Consider the following 24946-nt stretch of genomic DNA (forward strand, 5'->3'; position numbering starts at 1 on the left):
ATGTTGTCAAAACAGGTCCCGCTTGGCATCTATGAAAAGGCACTCCCTGCGGGGGAGTGCTGGCTGGAGCGGTTACAGCTGGCAAAACATCTGGGCTTCGATTTTGTCGAAATGTCCGTGGATGAGACGGACGAGCGTCTCTCTCGCCTCGACTGGAGCCGCGAACAGCGCCTGGCGCTGGTGAGCGCCGTTGCTGAAACGGGCGTGCGCGTGCCGTCCATGTGCCTGAGCGCCCACCGTCGTTTTCCGCTCGGCAGCGAAGACGATGCCGTACGCGCGCAGGGGCTGGAGATCATGCGTAAAGCCATTCGCTTTGCGCAGGATGTCGGTATCCGCGTGATCCAACTGGCGGGTTATGACGTTTACTATCAGGAAGCCAACGATGAAACGCGCCGTCGTTTCCGTGACGGCCTGAAAGAGAGCGTTGAGATGGCCAGCCGCGCGCAGGTCACGCTGGCGATGGAGATCATGGACTACCCGTTAATGAATTCCATCAGCAAGGCGCTGGGCTACGCGCATTATCTGAATAACCCGTGGTTCCAGCTTTATCCCGATATCGGCAACCTGTCGGCATGGGATAACGACGTGCAGATGGAGCTGCAGGCAGGCATGGGGCATATCGTGGCGGTGCATGTCAAAGATACCCGTCCTGGCGTGTTTAAAAACGTACCGTTCGGCACCGGGGTGGTGGATTTTGAACGGTGCTTCGAGACGCTCAGGCAGACAGGCTATTGCGGGCCTTACCTGATTGAGATGTGGAGCGAGACGTCGGACAACCCGGCAGCGGAAGTGGCGAAGGCGCGGGACTGGGTGCGCGAACGTATGGCGCGGGCAGGGTTGCTGGAGGCTGAACATGCTTAAGCTTAAACAGCAGGTCTTTGAAGCCAATATGGATCTGCCGCGCTATGGCCTGGTCACCTTCACCTGGGGTAACGTGAGCGCGATCGATCGCGAGCAGGGGCTAATCGTGATTAAGCCGAGCGGTGTGGCGTATGACACCATGAAAGCAGACGATATGGTGGTGGTGGATCTCGACGGAAACGTCGTGGAGGGAAAATGGCGTCCCTCTTCAGATACCGCAACCCATCTGGCGCTGTACCGGCGTTATCCGTCCCTCGGCGGCGTGGTGCATACCCACTCCACGCACGCGACGGCCTGGGCACAGGCCGGGCTGCCCATCCCGGCGCTGGGCACGACCCACGCGGACTACTTCTTTGGCGACATCCCCTGCACGCGGGCATTAACGCAGGATGAAGTGGAAGGTGAATACGAGCTCAACACCGGAAAGGTGATTATCGATACGCTGGGAGAATGTGAGCCGCTGCATACGCCGGGTATTGTGGTCTATCAGCACGGCCCGTTCGCCTGGGGAAAAGATGCCCACGACGCCGTTCATAATGCGGTCGTCATGGAGGAAGTGGCACGCATGGCGTGGATTGCCCGCGGCATCAACCCACAGCTTCAGGGCATTGATGATTACCTGATGAATAAGCATTTCATGCGCAAGCACGGCCCGAATGCCTACTACGGGCAGAAGTGAATAAGCGCTCTGGAATACCGAAAAACAGTTGTAACCGGTGGTATTCCGGAGCCATTCACAAAAAAAAGCCCCCGGGCAGGGGGCAACGTCAACTATGGCTATGTTCTCGTTGTTGGCTTTCCTGGTGCTAGCGTTAATGCGTTATCGGTAAATATCTGCACTGGCGTGCATGTTGCCGTTGCTGCCGGGCTCACGGGTTAACATCACGTGGTAATAGGTTGCGCCCTGCGCATCGGTTTCTTCATTAAGGGCCTGATCTGCTTCACTTTCCGTGGCGAAATTATGATTGATGTAAATGACGCCCAAGCTTTGCACATCATCCATGTTTCTGGCCTGTCGGCTGTCTATCTTGATGGCTGCCATCGCGTTTGCACTGAGCAAAAGCGCCGCCATTATGGCTAATGCGATTTTTTTCATGATATGCGCTCCACGACTGCGTGCTGCGAGAGGGGGGATGCTCCTTCTTTAATTCAGGTGATCTCTGATTAAAGTGTAATCACTCATCCGGCGGGGATGCGTGACCATTTCTGATGCAGTTGTTCAAAAAAACAACGCTTCCGGGTGTGACCAATTTTAAATCACCCACTTAGACCCGCTTCGCGCTTTGTGCGAATTATTTGTGCAATCAGCTTGAGTTTCCAGGGGCGCGCAAGTATTATGACGCGTCAATTTTTCAGCCGACCTTTAACACGTTCCTTGCCTCCCCGGGCCTCGGCTGACCCAGACAGGAGGCTGAATAATCCGTAAGGAGCAATTCGATGCGTCATTACGAAATCGTTTTTATGGTCCATCCTGACCAGAGCGAACAGGTTCCGGGTATGATCGAGCGTTACTCTGCTGCCATCACTGGTGCAGAAGGTACGATCCACCGTCTGGAAGACTGGGGCCGCCGTCAGCTGGCTTACCCGATCAACAAACTGCACAAAGCACACTACGTTCTGATGAACGTTGAAGCGCCGCAGGAAGTGATCGATGAGCTGGAAACTACCTTCCGCTTCAACGATGCCGTTATCCGCAGCATGGTTATGCGTACCAAAAACGCAGTTACCGAAGCATCTCCGATGGTTAAAGCGAAAGACGAGCGCCGTGAGCGTCGCGATGATTTCGCAAACGAAACCGCAGATGATTCTGATGCTGGGGATTCTGAAGAGTAATTTCTGATGACCAACCGTCTGGCGTTGTCCGGCATCGTATGCAGGGCTCCCCTTCGAAAGGTCAGTCCATCAGGAATTCCGCATTGCCAGTTCGTGCTTGAGCATCGTTCTGTGCAAGAGGAAGCCGGGTTTCACCGGCAGGCGTGGTGCCAAATGCCCGTTATTATTAGCGGACACGAAAACCAGGCCATTACTCACAGTTTAACGGTCGGTAGCGCAGTAATCGTTCAGGGGTTCATCTCTTGCCACAAGGCAAAGAACGGCCTGAGCAAAATGGTTCTGCATGCCGAGCAGATTGATTTGATAGATTCTGGAGACTAGCCATATGGCACGTTATTTCCGTCGTCGCAAGTTCTGCCGTTTCACCGCGGAAGGCGTTCAAGAGATCGACTATAAAGATATCGCAACGCTGAAAAACTACATCACCGAAAGCGGTAAGATTGTCCCAAGCCGTATCACCGGTACTCGTGCAAAATACCAGCGTCAGCTGGCTCGCGCTATCAAACGCGCTCGCTACCTGTCCCTGCTGCCGTACACTGATCGTCATCAGTAATCGGGCACGGTCCATTAATACGACTTTAAGAGGATAAGGTAATGCAAGTTATTCTGCTTGATAAAGTAGCAAACCTGGGCAGCCTGGGTGATCAGGTTAACGTTAAAGCGGGTTACGCACGTAACTTCCTGGTTCCACAGGGTAAAGCTGTTCCAGCTACCAAGAAAAACGTAGAGTTTTTCGAAGCACGTCGCGCTGAACTGGAAGCCAAACTGGCTGACGTTCTGGCGGCTGCTAACGCTCGCGCTGAAGCAATCAACGCACTGGGCACCGTTACCATCGCGTCTAAATCTGGCGACGAAGGTAAACTGTTCGGTTCCATCGGTACCCGCGATATCGCTGATGCAGTATCTGCTGCAGGCGTTAAAGTGGCTAAGAGCGAAGTTCGTCTGCCGAACGGCGTTCTGCGTACCACTGGTGAGCACGAAGTTGACTTCCAGGTTCACAGCGAAGTGTTCGCTAAACTGGTTGTTAACGTTGTAGCTGAGTAATTTTTTACTCTGCTCACGTTGAAACGCCGGCCTTGTGCCGGCGTTTTGCGTTTTAGAGATCCGGGCTCTTAACGCGCCCTGATAAAACTGCCGTCTGGCTGGCGGGTAAACAGTACCTGTTGTCCACTTCCCGTATCAATCGTTAACCCTGTCACCACCCCGCTGGCATTCTGGCGAATCTGTACCATCTGACCATTCTGCAGGTTACTGAGCGGTTTACCCGCACCTTCCACCTTCGCCATGGCATACACGTCGGTTGGCGGCAGGTTGTGGTCGCGGAACAGCTGTGCCAGGGTTTTGCCCGGCTCTACGCGATAGGAGCGCCACTGTTGCTCAATGCCGGTGGGCTGCTGCGTCTGAGGCTGAGACGGGGCGGCGGCTTGATCCTGCGGCTGTTCATCCTGAATGGGCTCTGGCTCAACCGGCGCAACCTGACCCGGATCGTTAGACGGGGAGACGAGCTGCGTCTGCATCGGCTGTGCGTCAGGCTGCGGCCGCGTCTGCGACTGAATGTCCAGTTGGGCATTGCGGGTGACGGGTGCGGTATCGACATCATCGCCCCCGGAAGGAAGCAGGAAGCCCACAATCACCATCAGCGCACCAATGATGATCCCTCTGCGATGCAGAGGAGGCAGCGGGTCCATGATGCGAAAATTGTCCGGCGCCTGCCAGATTTTCGCCAGGGTAGGTTTCAGTTCAAATCGCCCGGGCATGGCACTCCTCCTGCTCCGCGTATTTTTTATCCTGTGCCCCGAAGTATAGTTTGCTAACTGCCTGAACGGCGTAGTAAACCCGACATCCGTGACATCAGTTCGGGATTAATCCTGGTTATCTCTATTGTTTCTGTTTCGTCGCGGTTTGTCACCTTAACTTCAGACAAAGTTTTACCCATAAGGGCATGGCTGATATGCTGCCCGCTACTTTAAATGTGATGGAAGGAAAACCCATGACCACCCCGACTTTTGACACTATCGAAGCGCAGGCAAGTTACGGTATCGGCTTGCAGGTAGGACAGCAGCTGAGCGAATCCGGCCTGGAAGGTCTGTTACCAGAAGCGCTGGTGGCGGGTATCGCTGACGCGCTGGAAGGCAAACAGCCTGCCGTTCCGGTTGACGTCGTGCACCGTGCGCTGCGTGAAATCCACGAACGTGCTGACGCCGTGCGCCGTGCGCGCTTTGAAGAGATGGCCGCCGAAGGTGTGAAATATCTGGAAGAGAACCGCGAGCGTGAAGGCGTGAACAGCACCGAGTCTGGTCTGCAGTTCCGCGTGATCAATCAGGGCGACGGCGCAATCCCGGCGCGTACCGACCACGTTCGCGTGCACTACACCGGTAAGCTGATCGACGGTACCGTGTTCGACAGCTCCGTGGCGCGCGGCGAACCGGCTGAGTTCCCGGTAAATGGCGTTATCGCAGGCTGGATCGAAGCCCTGACCCTGATGCCAGTGGGTTCCAAATGGGAACTGACTATCCCACACAACCTGGCCTACGGCGAGCGCGGCGCTGGCGCGTCCATCCCGCCATTCAGCACCCTGGTCTTTGAAGTCGAGCTGCTGGAAATTCTGTAATCGAATTTTCTTATTTCCTCTCCCCGATTGGGGAGAGGAAAATAGTGTAAAAACCTATAGTTACGGTGCTATCAACATTTTATCTTGCAAACGAAACTGTTGCGTGTATTTTTGTGAGCTGTTTCGCGCTGTATGAGTGATATGACACTCACTTTCAACATATTATTAACATAATATCTAAATCATAGTATTCATCCCGCCGATTCTTACCTAATATCGATTAGCCCTTACAAGGGAACGTCATCTTTTGACGTATTTAAAGGCCAGAAGAGCCTTAACAACACAGACAGGCATAAACAGGAAAATATCACATGGTAGATCAGGTCAAAGTCGTCGCCGACGAAGAGGCGTCGTCTGAACAGTCGCTACGGCGCAATCTCACAAACCGTCATATTCAGCTCATTGCGATTGGGGGTGCCATCGGTACCGGGCTGTTTATGGGGTCAGGCAAAACCATCAGTCTCGCCGGACCGTCAATCATATTCGTTTATATGATTATCGGTTTTATGCTGTTCTTCGTGATGCGTGCAATGGGTGAACTGCTGCTCTCGAACCTCGAATACAAATCCTTCAGCGACTTCGCTTCAGACCTGCTCGGGCCGTGGGCGGGCTATTTCACCGGCTGGACCTACTGGTTCTGCTGGGTCGTCACCGGTATGGCGGACGTCGTGGCGATTACCGCCTATGCGCAGTTCTGGTTCCCGGGGCTCTCGGACTGGGTCGCCTCGCTGGCGGTTATTGTGCTGCTGCTGAGCCTGAACCTCGCCACCGTCAAAATGTTCGGTGAGATGGAGTTCTGGTTTGCGATGATCAAAATCGTGGCCATTGTTGGGCTCATCGTGGTGGGCCTGGTAATGGTGCTTACCCACTTCCAGTCACCAACCGGCGTTCAGGCGTCGTTTACCCATCTGTGGAATGACGGCGGCTGGTTCCCGAAAGGCATCAGCGGCTTCTTTGCTGGCTTCCAGATTGCGGTGTTCGCGTTTGTGGGGATTGAGCTTGTCGGAACGACCGCTGCGGAAACCAAAGATCCGGAGAAGTCCCTGCCGCGCGCCATCAACTCCATTCCGGTGCGTATCATCATGTTCTACGTCTTCGCGCTGGTCATCATTATGTCCGTGACGCCGTGGAGCTCCGTGGTCCCTACCAAGAGCCCGTTCGTCGAGCTGTTCGTGCTGGTAGGCCTGCCTGCTGCCGCAAGCCTGATTAACTTCGTGGTGCTGACCTCTGCTGCCTCGTCTGCCAACAGCGGCGTATTCTCCACCAGCCGTATGCTGTTTGGTCTGGCGCAGGAAGGCGTGGCGCCGAGCGCGTTCGCCAAGCTCTCTAAGCGTGCGGTACCGGCAAAAGGGTTGACCTTCTCCTGCATGTGCCTGCTGGGCGGTGTGGTGATGCTCTACGTGAACCCAAGCGTGATTGGCGCGTTCACCATGATCACCACGGTCTCTGCGATCCTGTTTATGTTCGTCTGGACCATCATCCTCTGTTCATACCTGGTGTACCGCAAGCAGCGTCCACACCTGCATGAAAAATCGATCTACAAGATGCCGCTGGGCAAGCTAATGTGCTGGGTGTGCATGGCGTTCTTTGTCTTCGTGCTGGTTCTGCTGACGCTGGAAGATGATACCCGCCAGGCACTCATCGTCACGCCGCTGTGGTTTATCGCGCTGGGGCTGGGCTGGGTGTTTATCGGTAAGAAACGGATGGCAGGCGTAAGGTAAAAGCAAAACGGCAACGTCAGTTGCCGTTTTTAGTTTTTGCACCCTCTCCCTGTGGGAGAGGGCTGGGGTGAGGGCATCAGGCCGCAGCGGCCTTTTTTATTCCCCCGCTAAAGCCCGCGGGAACAGAACGTTGTTCTCAAGACTGATGTGTTCCATCAGGTCGTCGATCGTTTCGTTAATACCGTTGTACATCGCTTTCCACGTTGTGCACGCTTCTGGCGGCGGCGTGACGTTGTGGGTGGTGTGTTTGATCACTTCCAGCAGTTCACCCGCGTCATCGTGCTCGCTTTCCATCACGCTGATGGGTCCCATCGCCTGGCTTCCCATTCCCTGTTTAATCATCGGGAAGAGGATCTGCTCTTCTTTCATCATGTGGCTGGAAAGCTCTTCGTGCAGCAGGGTCAGGTACTTCGCCAGACCGCGCGGTACGGAAGGTTTGTCGGCATGGACGCGCTCGACTTTGGTCGCCTGCAGGATCAGCTCCGGCAGCTGTTCACGGTGACGGTCATGGTATCGCACGAGGATATGGTCGATGATTTCCGCGAGCGGAGCGGTTCGCCAGTCTTTGTCGACGGGCTGCTCGGCCAGCAGCGCCAGCTCGGCTTCAATCACCTCAACGTCCAGCTCTTTGCGTGAAGCCGCACGCGCCAGGGTTTGCTTACCGCCGCAGCAGTAATCCATATCGTATTTACGGAACAGCGCAGAAGCGCGAGGAATGGAGAGCGCCAGCTCGCCAAGGGATTGGTCGCGAAAGGCCATAGCAGTTACCTCGTCATCAATAATATAAGATGCATATTAAATGCATCTTTAAGCTGGCGCTATAACCCTTTAGAGGGACGGGAAAAAGTGAGATGCAGATCACAAAAAAATATCCGATTTAACTCTCTGAATGGGCTCAGGAAAGTGGTTTCGAAACTTTTTAAAGGTGGAGAAACAGTAAACAACCCGCTGTGCCTGCCGATATATCCACGTCAGACAAACCTGCATATAACAAAGGCAACGCATGTTTAAACGTATAAAAGTCATTACCCTTCTGATTTCGGTGCTGCTCGTGCTCGGCATCATGCAAGTGATTTCCGCCGGTATCTTTATCAACGCCCTGAACAACGATAAAGACAACTTCACCGTGGCGCAGCTCTCCAGCAAGAACGTGGCGGAGTTTACCGATGCGTGGATCAGCCTGAACCAGGCGCGTGTCACCCTGAACCGCGGGATGCTGCGCCTGCAAAGCAGCATGGCCTCTCAAATTAACGGCGGTCAGCTGAATGAGCTGGTGACCACGGCGAAAAATCTGCTGACTGAAGCGCAGGTTCATTACGATAAATACTATGCCTTGCCGAATACGCCAGGCCTGGATGAGAACCTGACGAATCGCCTTGAGGAGCAGTACCGTAATTACTCTACAACGCTGACGCAAATGAATGTTCTGCTGAGCCAGGGCAATCTGGAAGATATGTTCAAGCAGAATGCCGAACAAAAACAGAACGCGATGCAGGCGGTTTATCGTGAATGGCGTGAAGCGCAGGCCGCGCTCACAGATAAAGGCATTCAGGATAACGAAAGTGATTACAAGCGCATCCTGTGGATCCTCTCTGCGGTCATGCTGCTGGTGATTGTGGTGATTATCTCCAGCTGGATTGCTATGCGCCGCGTGCTGCTGCTGCCGCTGGAAGAGGTGATTAACCATATTCGCGCCATTGCGGCGGGGGATTTAACCCAGCCGATTCAGGCCGACGGTAAAAATGAGATGGCCATCCTGGCGCGCAACGTTCAGGAGATGCAAACCTCGCTGGCGAACACGGTGGGCGTGGTGCGTGAAGGCGCCGATACGATTTACACCGGTGCAGGCGAAATCTCTGCGGGCAGTAACGATCTCTCTTCCCGTACCGAGCAGCAGGCCGCTTCTCTTGAAGAAACGGCAGCCAGCATGGAACAGCTGACAGCAACCGTGAAGCAGAACGCCGATAACGCGCGTCAGGCGTCCCGTCTGGCGCTGGACGCCTCCTCAACGGCGAAGAAGGGCGGTAACGTGGTGGAAGGCGTGGTGCGTACGATGGATGAGATCGCCACCAGTTCCAGCAAAATCGCGCAAATTACTAACGTGATCGACGGTATTGCCTTCCAGACGAACATTCTGGCGTTGAACGCGGCGGTAGAAGCGGCGCGCGCGGGCGAGCAGGGCCGCGGTTTTGCGGTGGTGGCAGGGGAAGTGCGTACCCTCGCACAGCGCAGCGCTCAGGCGGCGAAAGAGATCAAAGCGCTTATTGATGATTCCGGTGAGCGCGTGAACGCGGGCTCGCAGCTGGTTAACGAAGCCGGGGCCACGATGGCCGAGATCGTCAATGCGGTTACCCGCGTCACCGACATCATGGGCGAAATTGCCTCGGCCTCTGACGAGCAGAGCCGCGGTATCGACCAGGTGGGCCAGGCGGTAGCCGAGATGGACCGCGTGACCCAGCAGAACGCCTCGCTGGTGGAGGAGTCTGCGGCCGCAGCGGCGGCGCTGGAAGATCAGGCTGCACGCCTGAACGAAGCGGTCGCGGTGTTCAAAATCACCCGCAATCAGGCGGTTAAAGCGGCACCGGTGAAAATCTATGTGCCAAAAGCGCAGCCTGTAGCCGCGGCGTCTGAAGGGAACTGGGAAACGTTTTAACATCATGCCGGGTGGCGCTGCGCTGACCCGGCCTGTGAAACCGTTCCATGTAGGCCGGGTAAGGCGTAGCCGCCACCCGGCAAAATCACATCTCCGACGCCGGAATAACCCGCGGTTTTTCCGGCTTCGCTCTCACCGCCATCACCACCCCTATGACCAACAGCGCGATCCCGCAGGCCGTGAATAACGGCGGCACGCTCTGGCGCATCAGGAAGGTATAAAGCAGTCCGGCCAGGGTTTCGAAGACAATCAGCGGCCCTAAGATCACCGTCGGCAGCTTCTGGCTGGCAATGTTCCAGCACAGCGCGCCCACCCATGAACACAGCACCGCAATCGCCACCATCAGGCCGATAAACACCCACGGTCTTGGCCCGAAGGGCTGGGTGAAGTCCGGCTGCTGATGGCCCAGCCAGAGGCATGCGCCGAGATACCCCACGACGGATACGGGCAGCGTGACCAGCGCCTGCGCCGTTGCCCACATCATCGGATGCTTGTCCGGATTCTCACGCAGCCAGCGCGCATTGCGCAGGGCATACCATGCCCAGCACGCCACGGAAATGAACGCCAGCAGAATGCCAGACCCGTAACGCCACAGGTCAACATCCGCCTGCCCATGACGCAGCTCGGCAATATTGACGCATATCAGTCCCAGGGCAGTGCAGATCAGCGCCGGTGCCATTTTTGACCACGCCAGTTTGCCATCGCGGTGGCTGTAGAGCAGGTTAGCAAAGACGGGGATGACGACCGGCAGCGTGCCGATAATCATGGTCGATACCGGCGCACCGGTACGCTGAATGGCACTCGCGAGGCAAACGTAATAGATAAGATTGCCCATCATGGTCAGCACCAGCGCGGTCCCCCAGTCCTGACGGCTGAGCTGACGCAAGCGCGCCCGTCCCAGCCACGCCAGGGGCAGGGCAATCAGCCCCAGCGCCAGATAACGTCCGGTCGACTGCAGTATTGCCGGATACTCGGGTACGATCAGCGGGCCGACAAAAATCAGCCCCCACATCATCCCGGCCAGCAGGGCATACAACACTCCACTAATCATTTTTCCATCCACAGGTATTTACGCTGTTCTCAGTGTAGGAGGGGCAAATGCGCGCGTATTGTATGAGGTTGCGCATTAGCGCCGGGTGACCTGCTTCTGGTAGCGCACGGGGGTAATGCCGTAGCGGTGGGTAAACGCGCGGGTGAGATGCGACTGATCGGTCAGCCCGGTTGCGGCGGCGACCTCTGCCGCGGGCATGCCGTGCGTGAGGAACGCTTTGGCGCGCCAGAGGCGAATGGCCATCAGCATCTGATGTGGCGTCACGTGAAAATGGGCTTTGAACTGGCGCTGGAAATGATACGGGCTGAGTGAAACGACGCTGGCCAGTTCGTCCAGCGTCAGAGCGCGCATATAGTTGTCATGCAGATACTCGCGTACCCGTTCAAAGCGGTGCGCACCTTCCTGAACCCGCGGCGCGTGATGAGCAAACGGCTGAAAGGTCTCAATCAGATCCAGCAGTAATCCTTTTTGCGCAAGCGGATCGTCCGTGTGCCACAGGCCGTAAATGAGCCTGCCGATTTGCTGCGAGCGCAGCGGGTCATGACGCGTTACGTCGCTAAACCACCAGTGTCGGAGGCCGGTCACCTCTTCCAGCAGGTCGGGTTCGATATAGACCATCCGGTAGCGCCAGCCGCCCTCGGTGGCGGATTCGCCGGTGTGGATCTCGTCCGGGTTCATGGTAACGACGGATTTTTCCGCCGCGAGATGCTGGGTACCGCGATAGCGAAAGCGTTCGGCACCGGTTTCAATCGTGCCGATCCCGAAGGCTTCATGGGTGTGAGGCTCAAAGGCGTAGTCAGAAATATGGGCATGATAAAGCTCCAGGCCCGGCAGCTGCGCCAGATGGCGAAAGCGCGCGCTGTCTCTTTCATCATTAAACTGTTCCGGTACGCCTTGCACGGTGAGCCTCCTCGCGTTCATCTATTTTATTATCAGAGATGACCGGCGTTTATGCACTAAACATCTTTGCCCGGACCGTCTTACGATAATCCCCCGGTGACACCGTGGTTTTATGCTTAAACTGGCGGTTAAAGTGCGCAATGTCCTGATAGCCAACCGCATTGGCGATCTCCTGAATGCTCAGATTGGTGGATTGCAGCATCGTCATGGCGGATTCAATTCTGGCGGTTAATAAATACTGCAGGGGGGACATGTCGGTGGCATTTTTAAAGCGACGGTTGAAGTTGCGCAAACTCATGCCAGCCATATCGGCAAGATTTTGCATGGATATATCCGAGGCGCAGTTGGCTTTTATCCAGATTTGAATTTGAACAATATCTTCATCCGGATGCGGTTTGTTTTCTTCACTGTAACACTGGCGATCAAACTGACTTCGAATTTCATGGAAAAAGGTCCGCTGGGTATGTGTGGCTACCCGTTTCCCGTATATCGTTTCGATGAAATGGATGGTCAGATCTGAGAGGGCTTTGACGCTGGCGGCACAGTAAATATTATCGGCCTGCGTGAGAAAATGTTTGGTTTGTAATTTTACGTTGGGGTAGTCGCGCGAGAACTGTTTGAAGTAGTGCCAGTGGGTGGTGGCAGGTTTCCCGTTGAGCAATCCCGACTCCGCCAGGAAACAGCAGCCCGTTCCGACGGCCGCGATGCGGGTCCCTCGCGCCGCCTGTTCGCTAAGCCATGCCAGGAGCTCAGGCTGTTGTCTGACCACCGCGCGAGGATTGCGCCACAGGGCGGGAAGATAGATAACGTCATAGTGCCTGTCTGCGGCAAGGGTGGTATCGGCGGTAATGCTGAAGCCACTGTGCGTCAGGATGGGCTCGTTATTTATGCCAATAGTATGAACTTTCAGTATATTCTCCGGACGACAGAGTCTGAATGAAGACGTCTCCGGTTTGTGCGTGTCTGCATGGGATGTTGTTTTTTGCTCGGCTAAATAGCTACTGGCTGCGGCTTTCCACATTTCAATCGGAAGACTGAGACCGGAACTTAGCATGCGTTCACATAACACAAATCCTATTTGTGTATTTGTCATTTTTGATTAATACCTGTTTTGACTATTATTTTTGGTAGCTCATCGTTGTCCTGGCCAAAAAAGTCAGCATTTTGGCTGGATTTTCATATTAGCTTTTGTTGGTAATTTGTAAACTAATATCTGAAATTATCGCACTTACTTAACAAAATAAATCCACGACCACTACAGGATGAATTATGGCGAAATTACCCGTAATAACGGCTTTTGGCGGCTATGGTCCAGCTGGTCGTAGTTCTTCACATCATGCATTTCGTCGAATGATTATTGAGTCATTATCGGAAGAGGAAAGACAAGCGACGTTATTATCGTTAGCCATTCTGATGGGCGTGCTTAAATATGATGAGGGCGGATATTGCGACATTTCCGGTAAAAGATTTACACCTGCTCAGGCTGCCGCGAAGATAAAAGACGAGGCGCTTGAGGGAACCCTTATCCGAAAAATTACGCGCGACTATTTTGATGTCGATGCTATCGTCAGCCATGCAAAATTGAATATAGTTTCAGGCGAAGAGGGATTCAGTTTTAATATATCTTCCAGACAATTACCTCAACCCTTACCGGCGGGATGGCACGTTGAAGAATTAGCGGATCAGCGTGTGCGTATAACCGTTAAAGGAGAGATGGACTGTAAAATTGAGGCATTGTTGCGCACGGAGGTTCAGGCTGCAGGTTTGCTGCCGCAGGGATTCCGCCCGGGTGACCATTACAGTTCGCAGTTCCATCCGCGGGCGCTACAAATGGCGATTGTCGGAGCGTCAGACGCCATCAACGCCCTGGGGATCCCGTGGCGAGAGATACAGGCCAACATCACGCCGGATCAGCTCGGGGTCTATTCGGGCAATATCATGGGACAGCTCGACGATTATGGCTTTGGCGGTATGCTCCAGTCGCGCCTGAAAGGCCATCGCGTCAGCGCCAAACAGTGTCCGCTGGGCCTGAACAGCATGTGCGCCGATTTCCTCAATGCGTATGTGCTGGGTAGCGTCGGTCATACCAGCGCCACGCTGGGGGCATGCGCCACGTTTCTGTATAACCTGAATGCGGCAGTTGAAGATATTAAAGCGGGGCGCATTCGCGTTGCCGTTGTGGGCAGCGCCGAAGCGCCGGTCACCTCAGAGGTGATTGAAGGATTCGATGCCATGGGCGCCCTGGCAACGGAGAGCAAGCTTAAGCATATTGATGAAACGGAAACGGCCGACTGGCGCAACAGCAGCCGCCCGTTTGGCAACAGCTGCGGTTTTGTGATCGCAGAATCCAGCCAGTACGTCGTGTTAATGGACGACGAGCTGGCGCTGCAGCTTGGGGCAGAGATCCACGGTTCGGTGGGGAATGTCTTCATCAACGCTGACGGCTTTAAGCGTTCTATCGCGTCACCGGGGCCGGGGAACTACATCACCATGGCGAAAGCGGTAGCCTCTGCGGTATCGATGGCCGGGATAGAGACGGTGCAGAAGGGATCGTTTATTCAGGCGCACGGTTCAAGCACGCCGAAGAATTGCGTCTCCGAGGCGGATATTTTTGACCGCGTTGCGCAAGCCTTTTCGATTCGCGACTGGCCGGTGACGGCGGTGAAATCGTATCTTGGTCACTCCCTGGGGCCCGCCAGCGGCGACCAGCTCATCAGCTGCCTCGGCGTCTTCCGCTATGGCATTTTGCCGGGAATTAAAAGCGTGTCGCACATTGCGCCGCAGGTGAATAACGCACGCTTAACCATACCTGTTCAGGACTGCAAATTAGAGGAAGGCCAGGGGCAGATTGCCTTTATAAATTCAAAAGGCTTTGGCGGTAATAATGCCACGGGGGTGGTTTACTCGCCAAAGCTTACCCATCAATGGTTGCGCAAACGCTATGGGGACGCGGTGTTTGCGGAGTATCAGCAGCGTAACCGCCAGGTGCGACGTCAGGCTAACGCGTATGATGAGGCGGCTTCGCAGGGTGAACTCAATGTCATTTATCTGTTTGGCCAGCAGGGGATAAATGAGGAAGATATTAAGATTGATATGAATGGCATCACCATTCCTGGATTTGAAAAACCGATTACATACGCGACGGATAAAGAATACCCGGATTTTTAATCGTTATATCTGATTTTATTTTTAATAAATAAAGGTGCTTGTATTTTCTCAGGTGCCTTACCTTTGTGCACCACTAAACAGGAGAAAAAAAGTGGCTAATCTCAGTGCAATACTGATTGCCTTTGGCTGGAGCGGTATTGTCGTCGGCATAATGATGGGCGGGTTAATGGGGATGTATGCTTTTAAGGGACCCTTTCGCGCACCCAAAGGACATGAAAACTATACCGATTTAAATCGCAGAATGTTAAGGCTGGCACATATTGCCTTTATTATGCTGCCGTTAATATCCATGCTCTATGGCATGTGTATTGATGGCCTCGCCGTGTCTTATACCTATAAATATTATGCCGTTATTTGCATGATGATACTTTCGGTGGGTATTCCGGTTCTGCTGATTGCATCGTGCTTTTATCTGCCATTTAAATATGTGCAGGTTATACCGTTTAGCTGTGGAATGTATGCGTTAATTGTAATGGCAATTGGCAGGGTTTCCGCCCTGTAAACTATCACCTACCTGAGAAATAAAAATGAAAACGTTACTGAATACCCGCCAGCTGGGTCGGGACGCTATTGTCGCGACCGTAGATAAGCACGTTTATACCGAAAACCGCGCCTTTGCCAACAGGCTTATTGACCGGATTGAATCCCATCCGCTGATGCGCAGCCCTATTTTGGCAAAAATGAACAGCGGCGAAGTTGATATTCAACAGATGCGCGTATTCCATCTGGAATTTTATCACGCGTTTGCGCAAGTCTTTACCGATGCCGTTATTGAAGCGTTAAGCGCGGCGAAACAGCTGGAAGCGCCGCTGGGTGCGCAGGCGAAAATGGCGGCCCGTTTTCTGCTGCAAATCAACCTGCTGGATGAGCTGGGCTTCCACCCTGGCGAAGACGCCGAGGGCAATTACAACGGCCAGCCCGCGCTGGCGCACTACGTGCAGTTCTTTACGACCATCCAGCAGCTGGGGATGACGGAGCACGAGGTGAAATCCTGGCTGCCGATGTCCAGCTCTCTGGCCTGCCGCGCAACCTTCGAGAATGCCTATGGCGACTATACCCAGCTGGTGGGTTTGCTGGCCGTGGCCGAGACCGTCTTCCATGACTTCGCCACGCCGTGGGCAAAAGGTGTTGATAAAGCAACGGATATTGACGTCACGAAGGGCTATCACAGCATCCATGTAGAAAGCGAAACGGGAGAGTCCATTGAAGATGGTCACTCCGAAGATGCATGGATCCTGTTCTGCCAGGCGCTGACGGAAGACCGCTACGCCGAGATGGAACAGCGTGTTGATCTGTGGCTGAAGGTCTGGAACGACTTCTGTAACGATCTGCTGGCTGGCCGCGCCGGAAAATAATCTTTTCACCCTCATTACATTTGAAAATATAGAGCGAATTATGATGCCGTCTCATCAGTTGTTTAACAGAGGATATCATTCCTTCAACCAGCTTTTGCCCGAACTTGCTGTTCAACAGACTACTCAGACGGCATTTGAATTCGTCCGCAGCGCCAGTGAAATTCACAGCCAAAGCTATGACCAGCTACACCAGCGCGCAGCGTCGCTTGCAGAGGCTTTAATGCAGTACGGGCAGCGGGGCGACAGGGTCATATTGCTTTATCCGGATGGTGAAGATTTTATTGGCGCTTTTTTTGGCTGTCTTTACGCCGGCAGAGTGGCGGTTCCCGTCCCGATGCCCGCAAAATCGTCAGGAAGCGCGTGGGAGCGTTTTGCCGGCGTATTACGTAATGCGCAAACGGACTGTATTGTTACGACAGCCAGGGGGGCAGAAACGCTAGGCCAGCTATCACTTCCATTATCCCCGCTTATTTTTACCTTCGACAAACCAGACACAGCTGCGCTACCTGCGGGTTATCGTCTGCATCATCTTGAACGCACCTTCTCCGGGGCATTTCACCCCGTTCTGGTAGCAGACAACGATCTGGCTTTTTTACAGTACACCTCGGGTTCGACGGGCTCCCCGAAAGGCGTGATGGTAACCCATGGCAACCTGTGGGCTAACTCACATGCCATTCACCGCTTTTTCGGCCACCACAGCGAAAGCCGGGGCATGATCTGGCTGCCGCATTTTCATGATATGGGGCTTATTGGCGGGCTACTGCAGCCCGTGTTTGGCGCATTCCCCTGTCGGGTGATGTCGCCCATGATGTTAATGAAAAACCCCCTTAACTGGCTCAAACAGATTTCCGACTATCAGGCCACAACCTCCGGCGGCCCTAATTTCGCCTACGATCTGTGCGTGCGTAAGATTGGCCGAGAGCAGGCTGAGGCACTGGATCTTTCGCGCTGGGACGTGGCTTTCTGTGGCGCAGAGCCGATTCGGCCCGCCACGCTAGCGCAGTTTAGCGAATACTTTGCGCCTGCAGGGTTCCGGCCCGGCGCGTTCCTGCCCTGCTACGGCATGGCGGAAACCACGCTCATCGTCACCGGAATGGACAAAGGGCAGGGGCTCCGCGTGTCGGACGAGGCCGGTGCGGTGAGCTGCGGGCAGGCTCTGACTGATACCGAGGTGCGTATTGTCGATCCTGACCACCATCAGCCGCTTGCTGACGGTGAGAGCGGAGAAATATGGCTGCGTGGTCCGAGCGTTGCCGCCGGATACTGGGCCAATGATGCCGCCACGCGCGAAACCTTCCGGGCGTCTCTGGCAGGCGATCCGCACCCGTGGCTGCGCAGCGGCGATATGGGTTTTCTCCAGTCCGGCCATTTGTACGTCACCGGACGGCTCAAAGAGCTGCTGATTATCAACGGCCAGAACCACTACCCGACGGATATTGAAGAGACGATCCGCCAGTCCGCTCCCGCGCTGGCGGAAGCGACGGTCTGCGTGTTTGCCAGTGAAGACGAGCGCCCGGTAGCGCTGCTTGAGCTGATGACGCGCCATAAAAATGATCTCGATATGGCGACGCTGGCACCGTCCGTGACCGCGGCGGTGGCGGAGCGTCACGGCATTACGCTGGATGAACTGCTCCTTGTCGAACGAAGGGCAATCCCCCGCACCACCAGCGGGAAATTACAGCGCACCCGCGCGAAGATGATGTATCAGCAGGGGACCCTGGACGTGGCCTGGCGCAGCCGCCAGGACGCGTCGAAACCGGTTGAACACGCGGGGGAAACCCCTCCCGCGCTGGCGGCGCTGATTGCCGGGATAATTGGCAATACGCTGAACACGACGATCGGCGAATACCGGTGGGATGACGCGTTTACCGGCTTTGGCTTGAGCTCTTTGCAGGCGGTGGGCGTCATTGGCGAGCTTGAACAGCGGCTGGGCCGCGAGCTCTCTCCCGCGCTGATTTACGACTATCCCACCATCAATCAGCTGGCGGTCGCGCTGGGAGAACCCGCTGCGGTCCGGCCGGTCAGCGCCGCCGTCGCGGAAAGCGCCATTGCGGTGATTGGTATCGGCGTGGAGCTGCCGGGGCATAGCGGCGTGGAGGCGCTGTGGTCGCTGCTGCAGCAGGGCCACAGCACGACCGGCGAGATCCCGGCGCAGCGCTGGCGTACCTCGTCCCTTGACGGCTTTAACCGTAAAGGCAGTTTCTTTGACGAGGTTGACGCCTTCGACGCAGGCTACTTCGGCATCTCTCCCCGCGAAGCCGTCTATATCGATCCGCAGCATCGTCTGCTGTTAGAAACCGTTCAACAGGCGCTCACCGATGCCGGCCTTAAGGCATCCTCCCTGCGCGGGAGCGATACGGCGGTTTATGTCGGGATCAGCGCCAGCGACTATGCCCTGGCCTGCGGCGATAACGTCTCGGCCTACAGCGGCTTAGGCAACGCGCACAGCATCGCGGCCAACCGAATTTCTTATCTTTATGATTTAAAAGGGCCAAGCGTCGCCGTCGACACGGCGTGCTCTTCCTCGCTGGTGGCGATAGAGGGGGCAATGCAAAGCCTGCGGGCCGGACGGAGTTCTCTGGCCATTGCCGGAGGCGTTAATCTGGCGCTGACGCCGCATTTGCAAAAAGTCTTCACCGATGCCCAGATGCTGGCCCCCGACGGCCGGTGTAAAACCTTTGACGCCCGCGCCGATGGCTACGTTCGTGGCGAAGGGTGTGGCGTCGTGGTGCTTAAGCCGCTTTCGCAGGCGCTGGCGGATGGCGATCGGGTCTATGCCACGCTGGTGGCGAGCGCCGTGAACCAGGACGGCCGCAGCAACGGCATTACCGCGCCAAATGGCCCATCGCAGCAGGCGGTCATCCGGCAGGCAATGGCGGATGCCGGAGTGGACAGCGACAGCATTGACTATATCGAAGCGCACGGGACGGGAACGGCGCTGGGCGATCTGATTGAATATCAGGCGCTGGAAGCGGTATTTGCGGACCGGAAAAAAACCGCACCTGTCCAGGTGGGGTCGATTAAAACCAACATTGGCCACCTGGAGGCGGCGGCGGGCGTGCTGGGTGTGGTGAAAACGTCTCTGATGTTGCACTACCGACAATACGTGCCGCACCTCAATTTCCAGCATAAAAACCCGCATATTGCGGCGATTAGCCGTCATGTTGAGGTAAGCGGTGCGCAGCCTGCCTCATGGCATGCCGATGGTGACGCACGCTACGCAGGCGTAAGCAGCTTTGGCTTCGGCGGCACCAACGGTCACGTGATTTTGCGCAGCGCGCCAGCGGTGGAAAAACGCCAGGAGCCCGCTGCGCCCCACGGCCTGCTTCTGATCGGTTCACATGATGAAGGGGCGTTTACCCTTCAGCGGGAGGCGGTCAAAAAAGGGTTATCGACATGTCAGGAGAGCGATATCGCCACCTGGTGTCGGCTGGTGAACACCCGCTACGACGCGGCCCGCTATCGCGGCGTGGCGTATGGCGCGGACCGCGCCCAGCTGGCGGACAGCCTTGCGCAGCTCACGGCCTGCAAAGCAGGTAAAGCCCAGCCTCAGGTCTGGCTCTTCCCGGGGCAGGGCACCCAGCAAATCGGCATGGGGGCCGAGCTGTATCACCATCTGCCGCACTATCGCGCCCAGTTTGACGCGCTGGCGACGACCATCCGGCAGCGTTATCAGATTGATATCACGCAGGCGCTGTTTGCCCGTGACGATAGCTGGCAGCGCTGCGCCAGAACCTGTCAGCTCTCCTTATTTGCCTGTAGCTACGCGCTTGCTCAGAGCATGATGCAGTTTGGACCCCGTCCGGCAGCCGTGATGGGGCACAGCCTGGGAGAGTACTGCGCGGCGGTCATCGCAGGCTATCTCTCGCTCGACGACGGGCTGGCTATGGTTCATCAGCGCGCGCTGTTGATGTCAGCCCTGACGCAGGAAGGGGCGATGGCGGTTGTCTTCAGCGGTGAAGCCGAGGTGTGCCAGCTGATTTCACCCTGGGCGGGTGACATTGATATTGCCGCATTCAACACCCCGACGCTGACCACCATCGCAGGTAGCCAGACGGCGATTGACGCCTGTCTCCAGGCCATTTCTGCTCAGGGTGGCCACGCCAGAAAAATTAAAACCGCCAGCGCATTTCACTCCTCGATGATGGATCCGATCCTCGGTGCCTGGCGCGAGTGGCTGGTCAACAACGTCACCTTCACCCGCGGGACGATCCCGTTTTACAGCAACCTGAACGGCGAGGCGTGCGACCAAACCGACGCCGACTACTGGACCCGGCAAATTCGCCAGCCCGTTCGTTTCCTTCAGGGCGTGCAAAACGTGCTTGCGCAGGGTGAGTTCACCTTTATCGATCTGAGCGCGGACAGTTCGCTGGGCAAATTTGTGACCGCCACCGACCGCCGTCACCGGGTGCTGGCCGCAGGCGATCGGCGACATGAGTACAAATCACTGCTGACGCTGCTGGGAACGCTGTGGCAGCAAGGGCACGACATCAACTGGAGCGGGCTGTACCACGCGACCACGCGGGAGGCGTTAAACCTGCCTGCTATCCAGTTTTGCCGCAAACGTTACTGGCTGGCGGATGAGACGCCAGCGCAGACCCCATCTGCAAAAGAGGACGCTATGTCAAATCAACACCATTTAGCCGCTGAAATAAAAGCGATTATTGCCGGTTTTCTTGAGGCGGATCCCGCCACGCTTGACGACGAACTGCCCTTCCTGGAAATGGGGGCGGACTCGCTGGTGCTGCTGGATGCCATCAATACCATTAAGGACCGCTACGGCGTGGCCATCCCGGTACGCGCGCTGTTTGAAGAGCTCAATACGCTGGACGCGGTGATCGGTTATGTGGTGGAGCACGCGCAGCCAGCGGCGGCTGCGGCTCCGCTTAGCACCCCGGAAACCGCCGGGCAGGCGGCGCAGCCTGTCGTGGCTATGCCGGAAACCAGCAAGCCGGTGCCTGGCGCGGTTCAGGATCTGATTGCCCGCCAGCTGGAGCTTATGTCCCAGCAGCTCACGCTGCTCAACGGCACGGCGCAGACTCTCCCGATGCCCGTCGCGCCAACGATGCCGGACGTCATCGCGCCAGCGCCTGTCGCGACCCCGGCTGCACCGGTGAAGGCCAGCGCGCACAACAGCTGGTTTAAAAAAGAGACGAAAAAGGTCTCCCTGGGCACCGAGCGCGACCAGCATCTGGCGCAGCTCACCCAGCGGTTTGTCGATAAAACAGGCGGGTCGAAACGCAATGCCCAGCAGTACCGCGCCGTGCTGGCGGATAACCGGGCCTCTGCGGGCTTTCGTTTATCCACCAAAGAGATGCTTTACCCCTTAGTGGGGGAACGCTCTCAGGGATCGCGCATCTGGGACGTCGATGGCAACGAGTATATTGATTTTACGATGGGGTTTGGCGCCAACCTGCTGGGGCATGCACCGGACTGCGTGCAGCAGGCCGTTGCCGACCAGCTGGCGCGGGGCATGCAGATCGGGCCACAAAGCGCGCTGGCGGGCGAGGTGGCAACGCTTATCAGCGAGCTGACCGGCCAGCAGCGGGTGGCATTTTGTAACTCCGGCTCTGAAGCGGTAATGAGCGCCGTGCGCCTGGCGCGCGCCGTGACGGGGAAAAATAAAGTCGCGCTGTTTAGCGGCTCATATCACGGCGTGTTTGACGGCATTCTGGGGCGGCAGCAGGGCGGAGAAACCCCCGAGCGCGCCACGCCGATTGCCGCCGGTACGCCGCCATCGCTGGTGGACGACCTGCTGGTGCTCGATTACGGCAGCGAAGAGAGCCTGGCGCTTATCGCCCGCTATGCCGCCGAGCTGGCGGTGGTGATCGTCGAACCGGTGCAGAGCCGTTATCCCGATCATCAGCCGCGCGAATACCTGCATACCCTGCGTGAGCTGACGACGACCCACAATATTGCGCTGATGTTTGACGAGGTGATCACCGGTTTCCGTCTGGCGGCCGGCGGCGCGCAGGCGTATTACGGCGTTCAGGCGGATATCGCCTCCTACGGAAAGATTGTCGGCGGCGGTATGCCGATCGGCGTGATTGCAGGCTCTGCCCGCTTTATGGACAGTATCGACGGCGGATTCTGGCAGTATGGCGATGACTCCTGGCCGCAGGCTGAACTGATCTTCTTTGCCGGTACCTTCTCCAAGCATCCGCTGACCATGGCGGCAAGCAAAGCCGTGCTGGAGTACATCAAAGCCCATCCGGCGCTGTATGACGACATCAACCAAAAAACTGCGCGTCTGACGATGTCGCTAAATACCTGGTTCTCTGCAACCGGTACGCCGATTGAGATCGTCTCTGCCGGCAGCCTGTTCCGTTTCAAATTCAACGGCAACTACGACATCCTCTTCCACCACCTGATGCTGCGCGGCATTTTCATCTGGGAAGGGCGTAACTGCTTTGTCTCGGTCGCGCACACGGACGAGGATATCGATCGCTTTATTGCGGCAGTGAAAGAGAGCGTTAACGCTATGCGCGTGGACGGCTTCTTTGGACAGGCCGGATTGCGCCCCGACACGCGATATGCCGTTGCGGACAGCCAGCAGCGTTTTCTGCAGCTGGCCGCGCAGGATGAAAGCGGGCGGTTGGCCGGGACGATCGGCGGCGTCATTGAAACGCCGCGCAACGTAGACAGCGAGATCATGCGCGCCGCCTGGCAACTGCTGTGCGAGCGCCATGACGCGCTGCGTATGCAGTTCACTGACGCAGGCGAACTTCAGGTGGCCCTGGCGCCCACCGTCGATATCAGCGAGGAATACGCAGCGCCTGCCGCCTGCCTCGCTGAGTTTGCCGCGCGTCCCTTTGATCTGACCGCTGGGCCGCTGGCCCGCCTGCTGTTGGTTCGCCATGAGGGGAAAACCACGCTCGCCATCGCGGCACATCATTCGGTGGCGGACGGCTGGTCGTTCATGGTGATGCTGCGCGAGCTACTGCATCTTTACGATGCCTTGGCGTCGGGTAAACGCCCTGACCTGGCGGCTGCGGCAAGCTATCTGCAGGCTATCCGTGCGCAGAACATCGTCAGCGAGGCAGCGCTACCTGCGCGTCTTGCGGCGCTTCCTGCCCGCCGGGCAACGGCAGACGTCCTTACCGTGCTGGCACCTTCCCGGACGTATCAGGGGCAGCGGCTGGTACAGCGCTTGTCGTATCCGGGCCTGACCGCGCAGCTGCGCAAAGCCTCCGCCGAGCTGCGGGTGACCCGCTTCGCGATGCTGAATGCGCTCTTTACCCTGACGCTTGAGAAGGCGGTCGGTCATTCCCCGGTGCCGGTCGGTGTGCCGGATGCCGGGAGGGATTTCGGGCAGGGCGATGCGCTTGTCGGCCAGTGCGTCAGGCTATTGCCGCTGTGTATCGACAGCGCCGCCTGTGCGTCGTTATCTGATGTCGCCAGGGCAATCCATGACGGCATCCTCGCGCAGCGCGACGAGCCCGCCCTGCCGTCACGCTGCTTCCACGGTCAGGATGCGCCGCTTCCGCTGCTGGCGACCTTTAACGTCGAGCCGCATGCTCCGCTGGCAGAGCTGCGGCAGTGGGAGGCCAGCCTGTCGCTCCTCCCGATCGGCGCCGTCGAATTCCCGCTGATGGTTAACATTCTCGAGACGAAAGAGGGGCTGTCCGTCGAGCTGGATTACCAGATGCGCTATTTCACCGAGGCGAGCGCCCGTGCGTTGCTGGAGCACTTCCTGAAGGCGATCGCCGTGCTGGCCGAGCAGGGCGAAGAGGCTGTTGATGCATTGTTCTCGTCATCAGAGGCGCTGGCCGCATCATGAAAAAGCTGACGATTTTTGTCCTCGCGGGCGCCGTGCTGGCGTTCGTGGTTAATCTGCTGATCGATGCCGGACTGTTTTATCAGGTGCAGGAGCGCGGCGGTGAACAGTGCCAAAAAATCACCGGCATTGAGGGCGCGGAAGATATCGCTCCTTTATCGGATGGCGGGGCAATAGCCAGTAGCCTCAACCGGCACGGCAGCGCGCCCGGCGCGCTCTATTATCTCAACGGCAGCGACAGGCCGCGGCGGTTGGCAGGTGACTATCCGGATGCCTTTTTCCCGCACGGTATCGATGTCTGGCAGCAGGAGGGCGAGACGTGGATCTACGTGGTGAACCACCGTCCCCAGGAGGACAGCATTGATGTGTTTCGCTTTAATCGCGCGCAGATGCGTCTTGAGTATCAGCCCGCCCTGTCGCGCGTGGTCGGAAACAACATCAATGATATCAGCGTCATTGATAAAACCCGCTGGCTGCTGACGCGGGACCACCGGTGGACGGGCTTCGCGGGACGCGTGGAGGACTATCTGCGACTGCCGCTCTCCAGCGTCCTGCTGGCAGACGAGGCGGGGCTGCATACCCTGATCGATGACCTGCATTTTGCGAACGGCATTTACTACAACCGACAATTGGGGCGTCTGTACGTGGCGGAAACCACCCGCGGCGCGGTGAGCAGCTGGGCGTGGCAGCCGAATGAGGCTGCGCCCGTCCTGCTGGGGCGCTTCAGCGGTCTGCATGGCGTCGACAATATCCTGCCGGACGGGCAGGGAATGCTGGTGGCGGCGCACCCGCAGCTTCTGAAGCTGGCCGCCTATCAGAAAGATGCTCAGGCGCGTTCACCGTCCATGGTGTGGCGGCTGACAACCGGCGCACAGGGTGAAATCAGTCAGGCCACTCTTTTCTATCAAAGCCACGGTGCGTCGCTGGCGGCAGTCAGCGTTGCCGCGCCCGTGGGCGGAAAAGTGATGTTGGGCAGCGTCTTTGACGACGGGCTGCTGCTGTGCGGGGAGCAATAA

20 protein-coding genes are annotated in these 24946 nt (G+C 56.9%); 14 read left to right on the forward strand and 6 right to left on the reverse strand.

What is annotated here, in order from left to right; translation table 11 throughout:
- Window positions 1–861 carry an L-ribulose-5-phosphate 3-epimerase gene (locus AC4IC4_RS02045; protein WP_491472056.1) on the forward strand — a complete coding sequence of 287 codons (861 nt, stop codon included), beginning with the start codon at window positions 1–3 and terminating at the stop codon, window positions 859–861.
- Window positions 854–1540 (forward strand): L-ribulose-5-phosphate 4-epimerase, encoded by a 687-nt coding sequence (locus AC4IC4_RS02050; RefSeq protein ID WP_473701939.1) that lies wholly within the window; start codon window positions 854–856, stop codon window positions 1538–1540. The genes AC4IC4_RS02045 and AC4IC4_RS02050 overlap by 8 nt, the downstream gene beginning before the upstream one ends.
- A gap of 141 nt (window positions 1541–1681) precedes the next feature.
- On the opposite strand, the gene yjfY is transcribed toward AC4IC4_RS02050, so the two are convergent.
- Window positions 1682–1957 (reverse strand): DUF1471 family protein YjfY, encoded by a 276-nt coding sequence (gene yjfY, locus AC4IC4_RS02055; protein WP_010427445.1) that lies wholly within the window; start codon window positions 1955–1957, stop codon window positions 1682–1684.
- A gap of 341 nt (window positions 1958–2298) precedes the next feature.
- Here yjfY and rpsF point away from each other — a divergent pair, with 341 nt between their 5' ends.
- From rpsF to rplI, 4 genes are read left to right on the forward strand one after another with little or no spacing between them, the layout of a single operon-like run.
- A complete protein-coding gene (rpsF, locus tag AC4IC4_RS02060; RefSeq protein WP_014068637.1) occupies window positions 2299–2694 on the forward strand; it encodes a 30S ribosomal protein S6 in 396 nt (131 codons plus the stop codon).
- Window positions 2695–2700: 6 nt separating this feature from the next.
- Window positions 2701–3015 carry a primosomal replication protein N gene (priB, locus tag AC4IC4_RS02065; protein WP_008502895.1) on the forward strand — a complete coding sequence of 105 codons (315 nt, stop codon included), beginning with the start codon at window positions 2701–2703 and terminating at the stop codon, window positions 3013–3015.
- Window positions 3016–3019: 4 nt separating this feature from the next.
- Window positions 3020–3247, forward strand: a complete 228-nt coding sequence (gene rpsR, locus AC4IC4_RS02070) for a 30S ribosomal protein S18 (protein ID WP_000135199.1) — start codon at window positions 3020–3022, stop codon at window positions 3245–3247.
- Window positions 3248–3288: 41 nt separating this feature from the next.
- On the forward strand, window positions 3289–3738 hold the full coding sequence (gene rplI, locus AC4IC4_RS02075) for a 50S ribosomal protein L9 (RefSeq protein ID WP_023310148.1): 450 nt from the start codon (window positions 3289–3291) through the stop codon (window positions 3736–3738).
- 68 nt (window positions 3739–3806) lie between these two features.
- On the opposite strand, the gene AC4IC4_RS02080 is transcribed toward rplI, so the two are convergent.
- Window positions 3807–4451 carry an OapA family protein gene (locus AC4IC4_RS02080; protein ID WP_048989485.1) on the reverse strand — a complete coding sequence of 215 codons (645 nt, stop codon included), beginning with the start codon at window positions 4449–4451 and terminating at the stop codon, window positions 3807–3809.
- 233 nt (window positions 4452–4684) lie between these two features.
- On the opposite strand from AC4IC4_RS02080, the gene bamJ reads away from it, so the two are divergent.
- The gene (gene bamJ / locus AC4IC4_RS02085; RefSeq protein WP_008502892.1) at window positions 4685–5305 is read left to right on the forward strand and encodes a BamJ family beta-barrel-assembly machinery protein; all 621 of its coding nucleotides are present in this window, start codon (window positions 4685–4687) and stop codon (window positions 5303–5305) included.
- Window positions 5306–5616: 311 nt separating this feature from the next.
- Entirely contained in the window at window positions 5617–7026 is a 1410-nt protein-coding gene (gene cycA / locus AC4IC4_RS02090; protein WP_024907315.1) for a D-serine/D-alanine/glycine transporter, read from the forward strand.
- Between the two features lie 96 nt (window positions 7027–7122).
- Here the strand turns inward: cycA and ytfE are convergent, their stop codons facing one another.
- Window positions 7123–7785: an iron-sulfur cluster repair protein YtfE gene (ytfE, locus tag AC4IC4_RS02095; RefSeq protein WP_290094351.1), complete on the reverse strand. Its 663-nt coding sequence runs from the start codon at window positions 7783–7785 to the stop codon at window positions 7123–7125.
- 244 nt (window positions 7786–8029) lie between these two features.
- On the opposite strand from ytfE, the gene AC4IC4_RS02100 reads away from it, so the two are divergent.
- Window positions 8030–9679, forward strand: a complete 1650-nt coding sequence (locus AC4IC4_RS02100) for a methyl-accepting chemotaxis protein (RefSeq protein ID WP_491472057.1) — start codon at window positions 8030–8032, stop codon at window positions 9677–9679.
- An 85-nt stretch (window positions 9680–9764) separates the two neighbouring features.
- Here the strand turns inward: AC4IC4_RS02100 and AC4IC4_RS02105 are convergent, their stop codons facing one another.
- The 3 genes from AC4IC4_RS02105 to AC4IC4_RS02115 all read right to left on the reverse strand — a co-directional run bounded on the left by AC4IC4_RS02105 (window position 9765) and on the right by AC4IC4_RS02115 (window position 12723).
- Window positions 9765–10730 carry a DMT family transporter gene (locus tag AC4IC4_RS02105; RefSeq protein ID WP_491472058.1) on the reverse strand — a complete coding sequence of 322 codons (966 nt, stop codon included), beginning with the start codon at window positions 10728–10730 and terminating at the stop codon, window positions 9765–9767.
- Window positions 10731–10805: 75 nt separating this feature from the next.
- Window positions 10806–11630, reverse strand: a complete 825-nt coding sequence (locus tag AC4IC4_RS02110) for an AraC family transcriptional regulator (RefSeq protein WP_024907311.1) — start codon at window positions 11628–11630, stop codon at window positions 10806–10808.
- A gap of 49 nt (window positions 11631–11679) precedes the next feature.
- Window positions 11680–12723, reverse strand: a complete 1044-nt coding sequence (locus AC4IC4_RS02115; protein ID WP_228117543.1) for a GlxA family transcriptional regulator — start codon at window positions 12721–12723, stop codon at window positions 11680–11682.
- Between the two features lie 620 nt (window positions 12724–13343).
- Here AC4IC4_RS02115 and AC4IC4_RS02120 point away from each other — a divergent pair.
- From AC4IC4_RS02120 to AC4IC4_RS02140, 5 genes are all read left to right on the forward strand, one after another.
- Window positions 13344–14798: a beta-ketoacyl synthase gene (locus AC4IC4_RS02120; RefSeq protein ID WP_491472059.1), complete on the forward strand. Its 1455-nt coding sequence runs from the start codon at window positions 13344–13346 to the stop codon at window positions 14796–14798.
- Window positions 14799–14889: 91 nt separating this feature from the next.
- Window positions 14890–15300 (forward strand): hypothetical protein, encoded by a 411-nt coding sequence (locus tag AC4IC4_RS02125; RefSeq protein WP_491472060.1) that lies wholly within the window; start codon window positions 14890–14892, stop codon window positions 15298–15300.
- 25 nt (window positions 15301–15325) lie between these two features.
- Window positions 15326–16153, forward strand: a complete 828-nt coding sequence (locus tag AC4IC4_RS02130; RefSeq protein WP_032651384.1) for a hypothetical protein — start codon at window positions 15326–15328, stop codon at window positions 16151–16153.
- 43 nt (window positions 16154–16196) lie between these two features.
- Window positions 16197–23933 (forward strand): aminotransferase class III-fold pyridoxal phosphate-dependent enzyme, encoded by a 7737-nt coding sequence (locus tag AC4IC4_RS02135; RefSeq protein ID WP_491472792.1) that lies wholly within the window; start codon window positions 16197–16199, stop codon window positions 23931–23933.
- Window positions 23930–24946, forward strand: coding sequence for an arylesterase (locus AC4IC4_RS02140; RefSeq protein WP_491472061.1), 1017 nt, complete (start codon window positions 23930–23932; stop codon window positions 24944–24946). The genes AC4IC4_RS02135 and AC4IC4_RS02140 overlap by 4 nt, the downstream gene beginning before the upstream one ends.

The sequence above is a fragment of the Enterobacter sp. Taxon_2 genome (genome assembly GCF_058355295.1).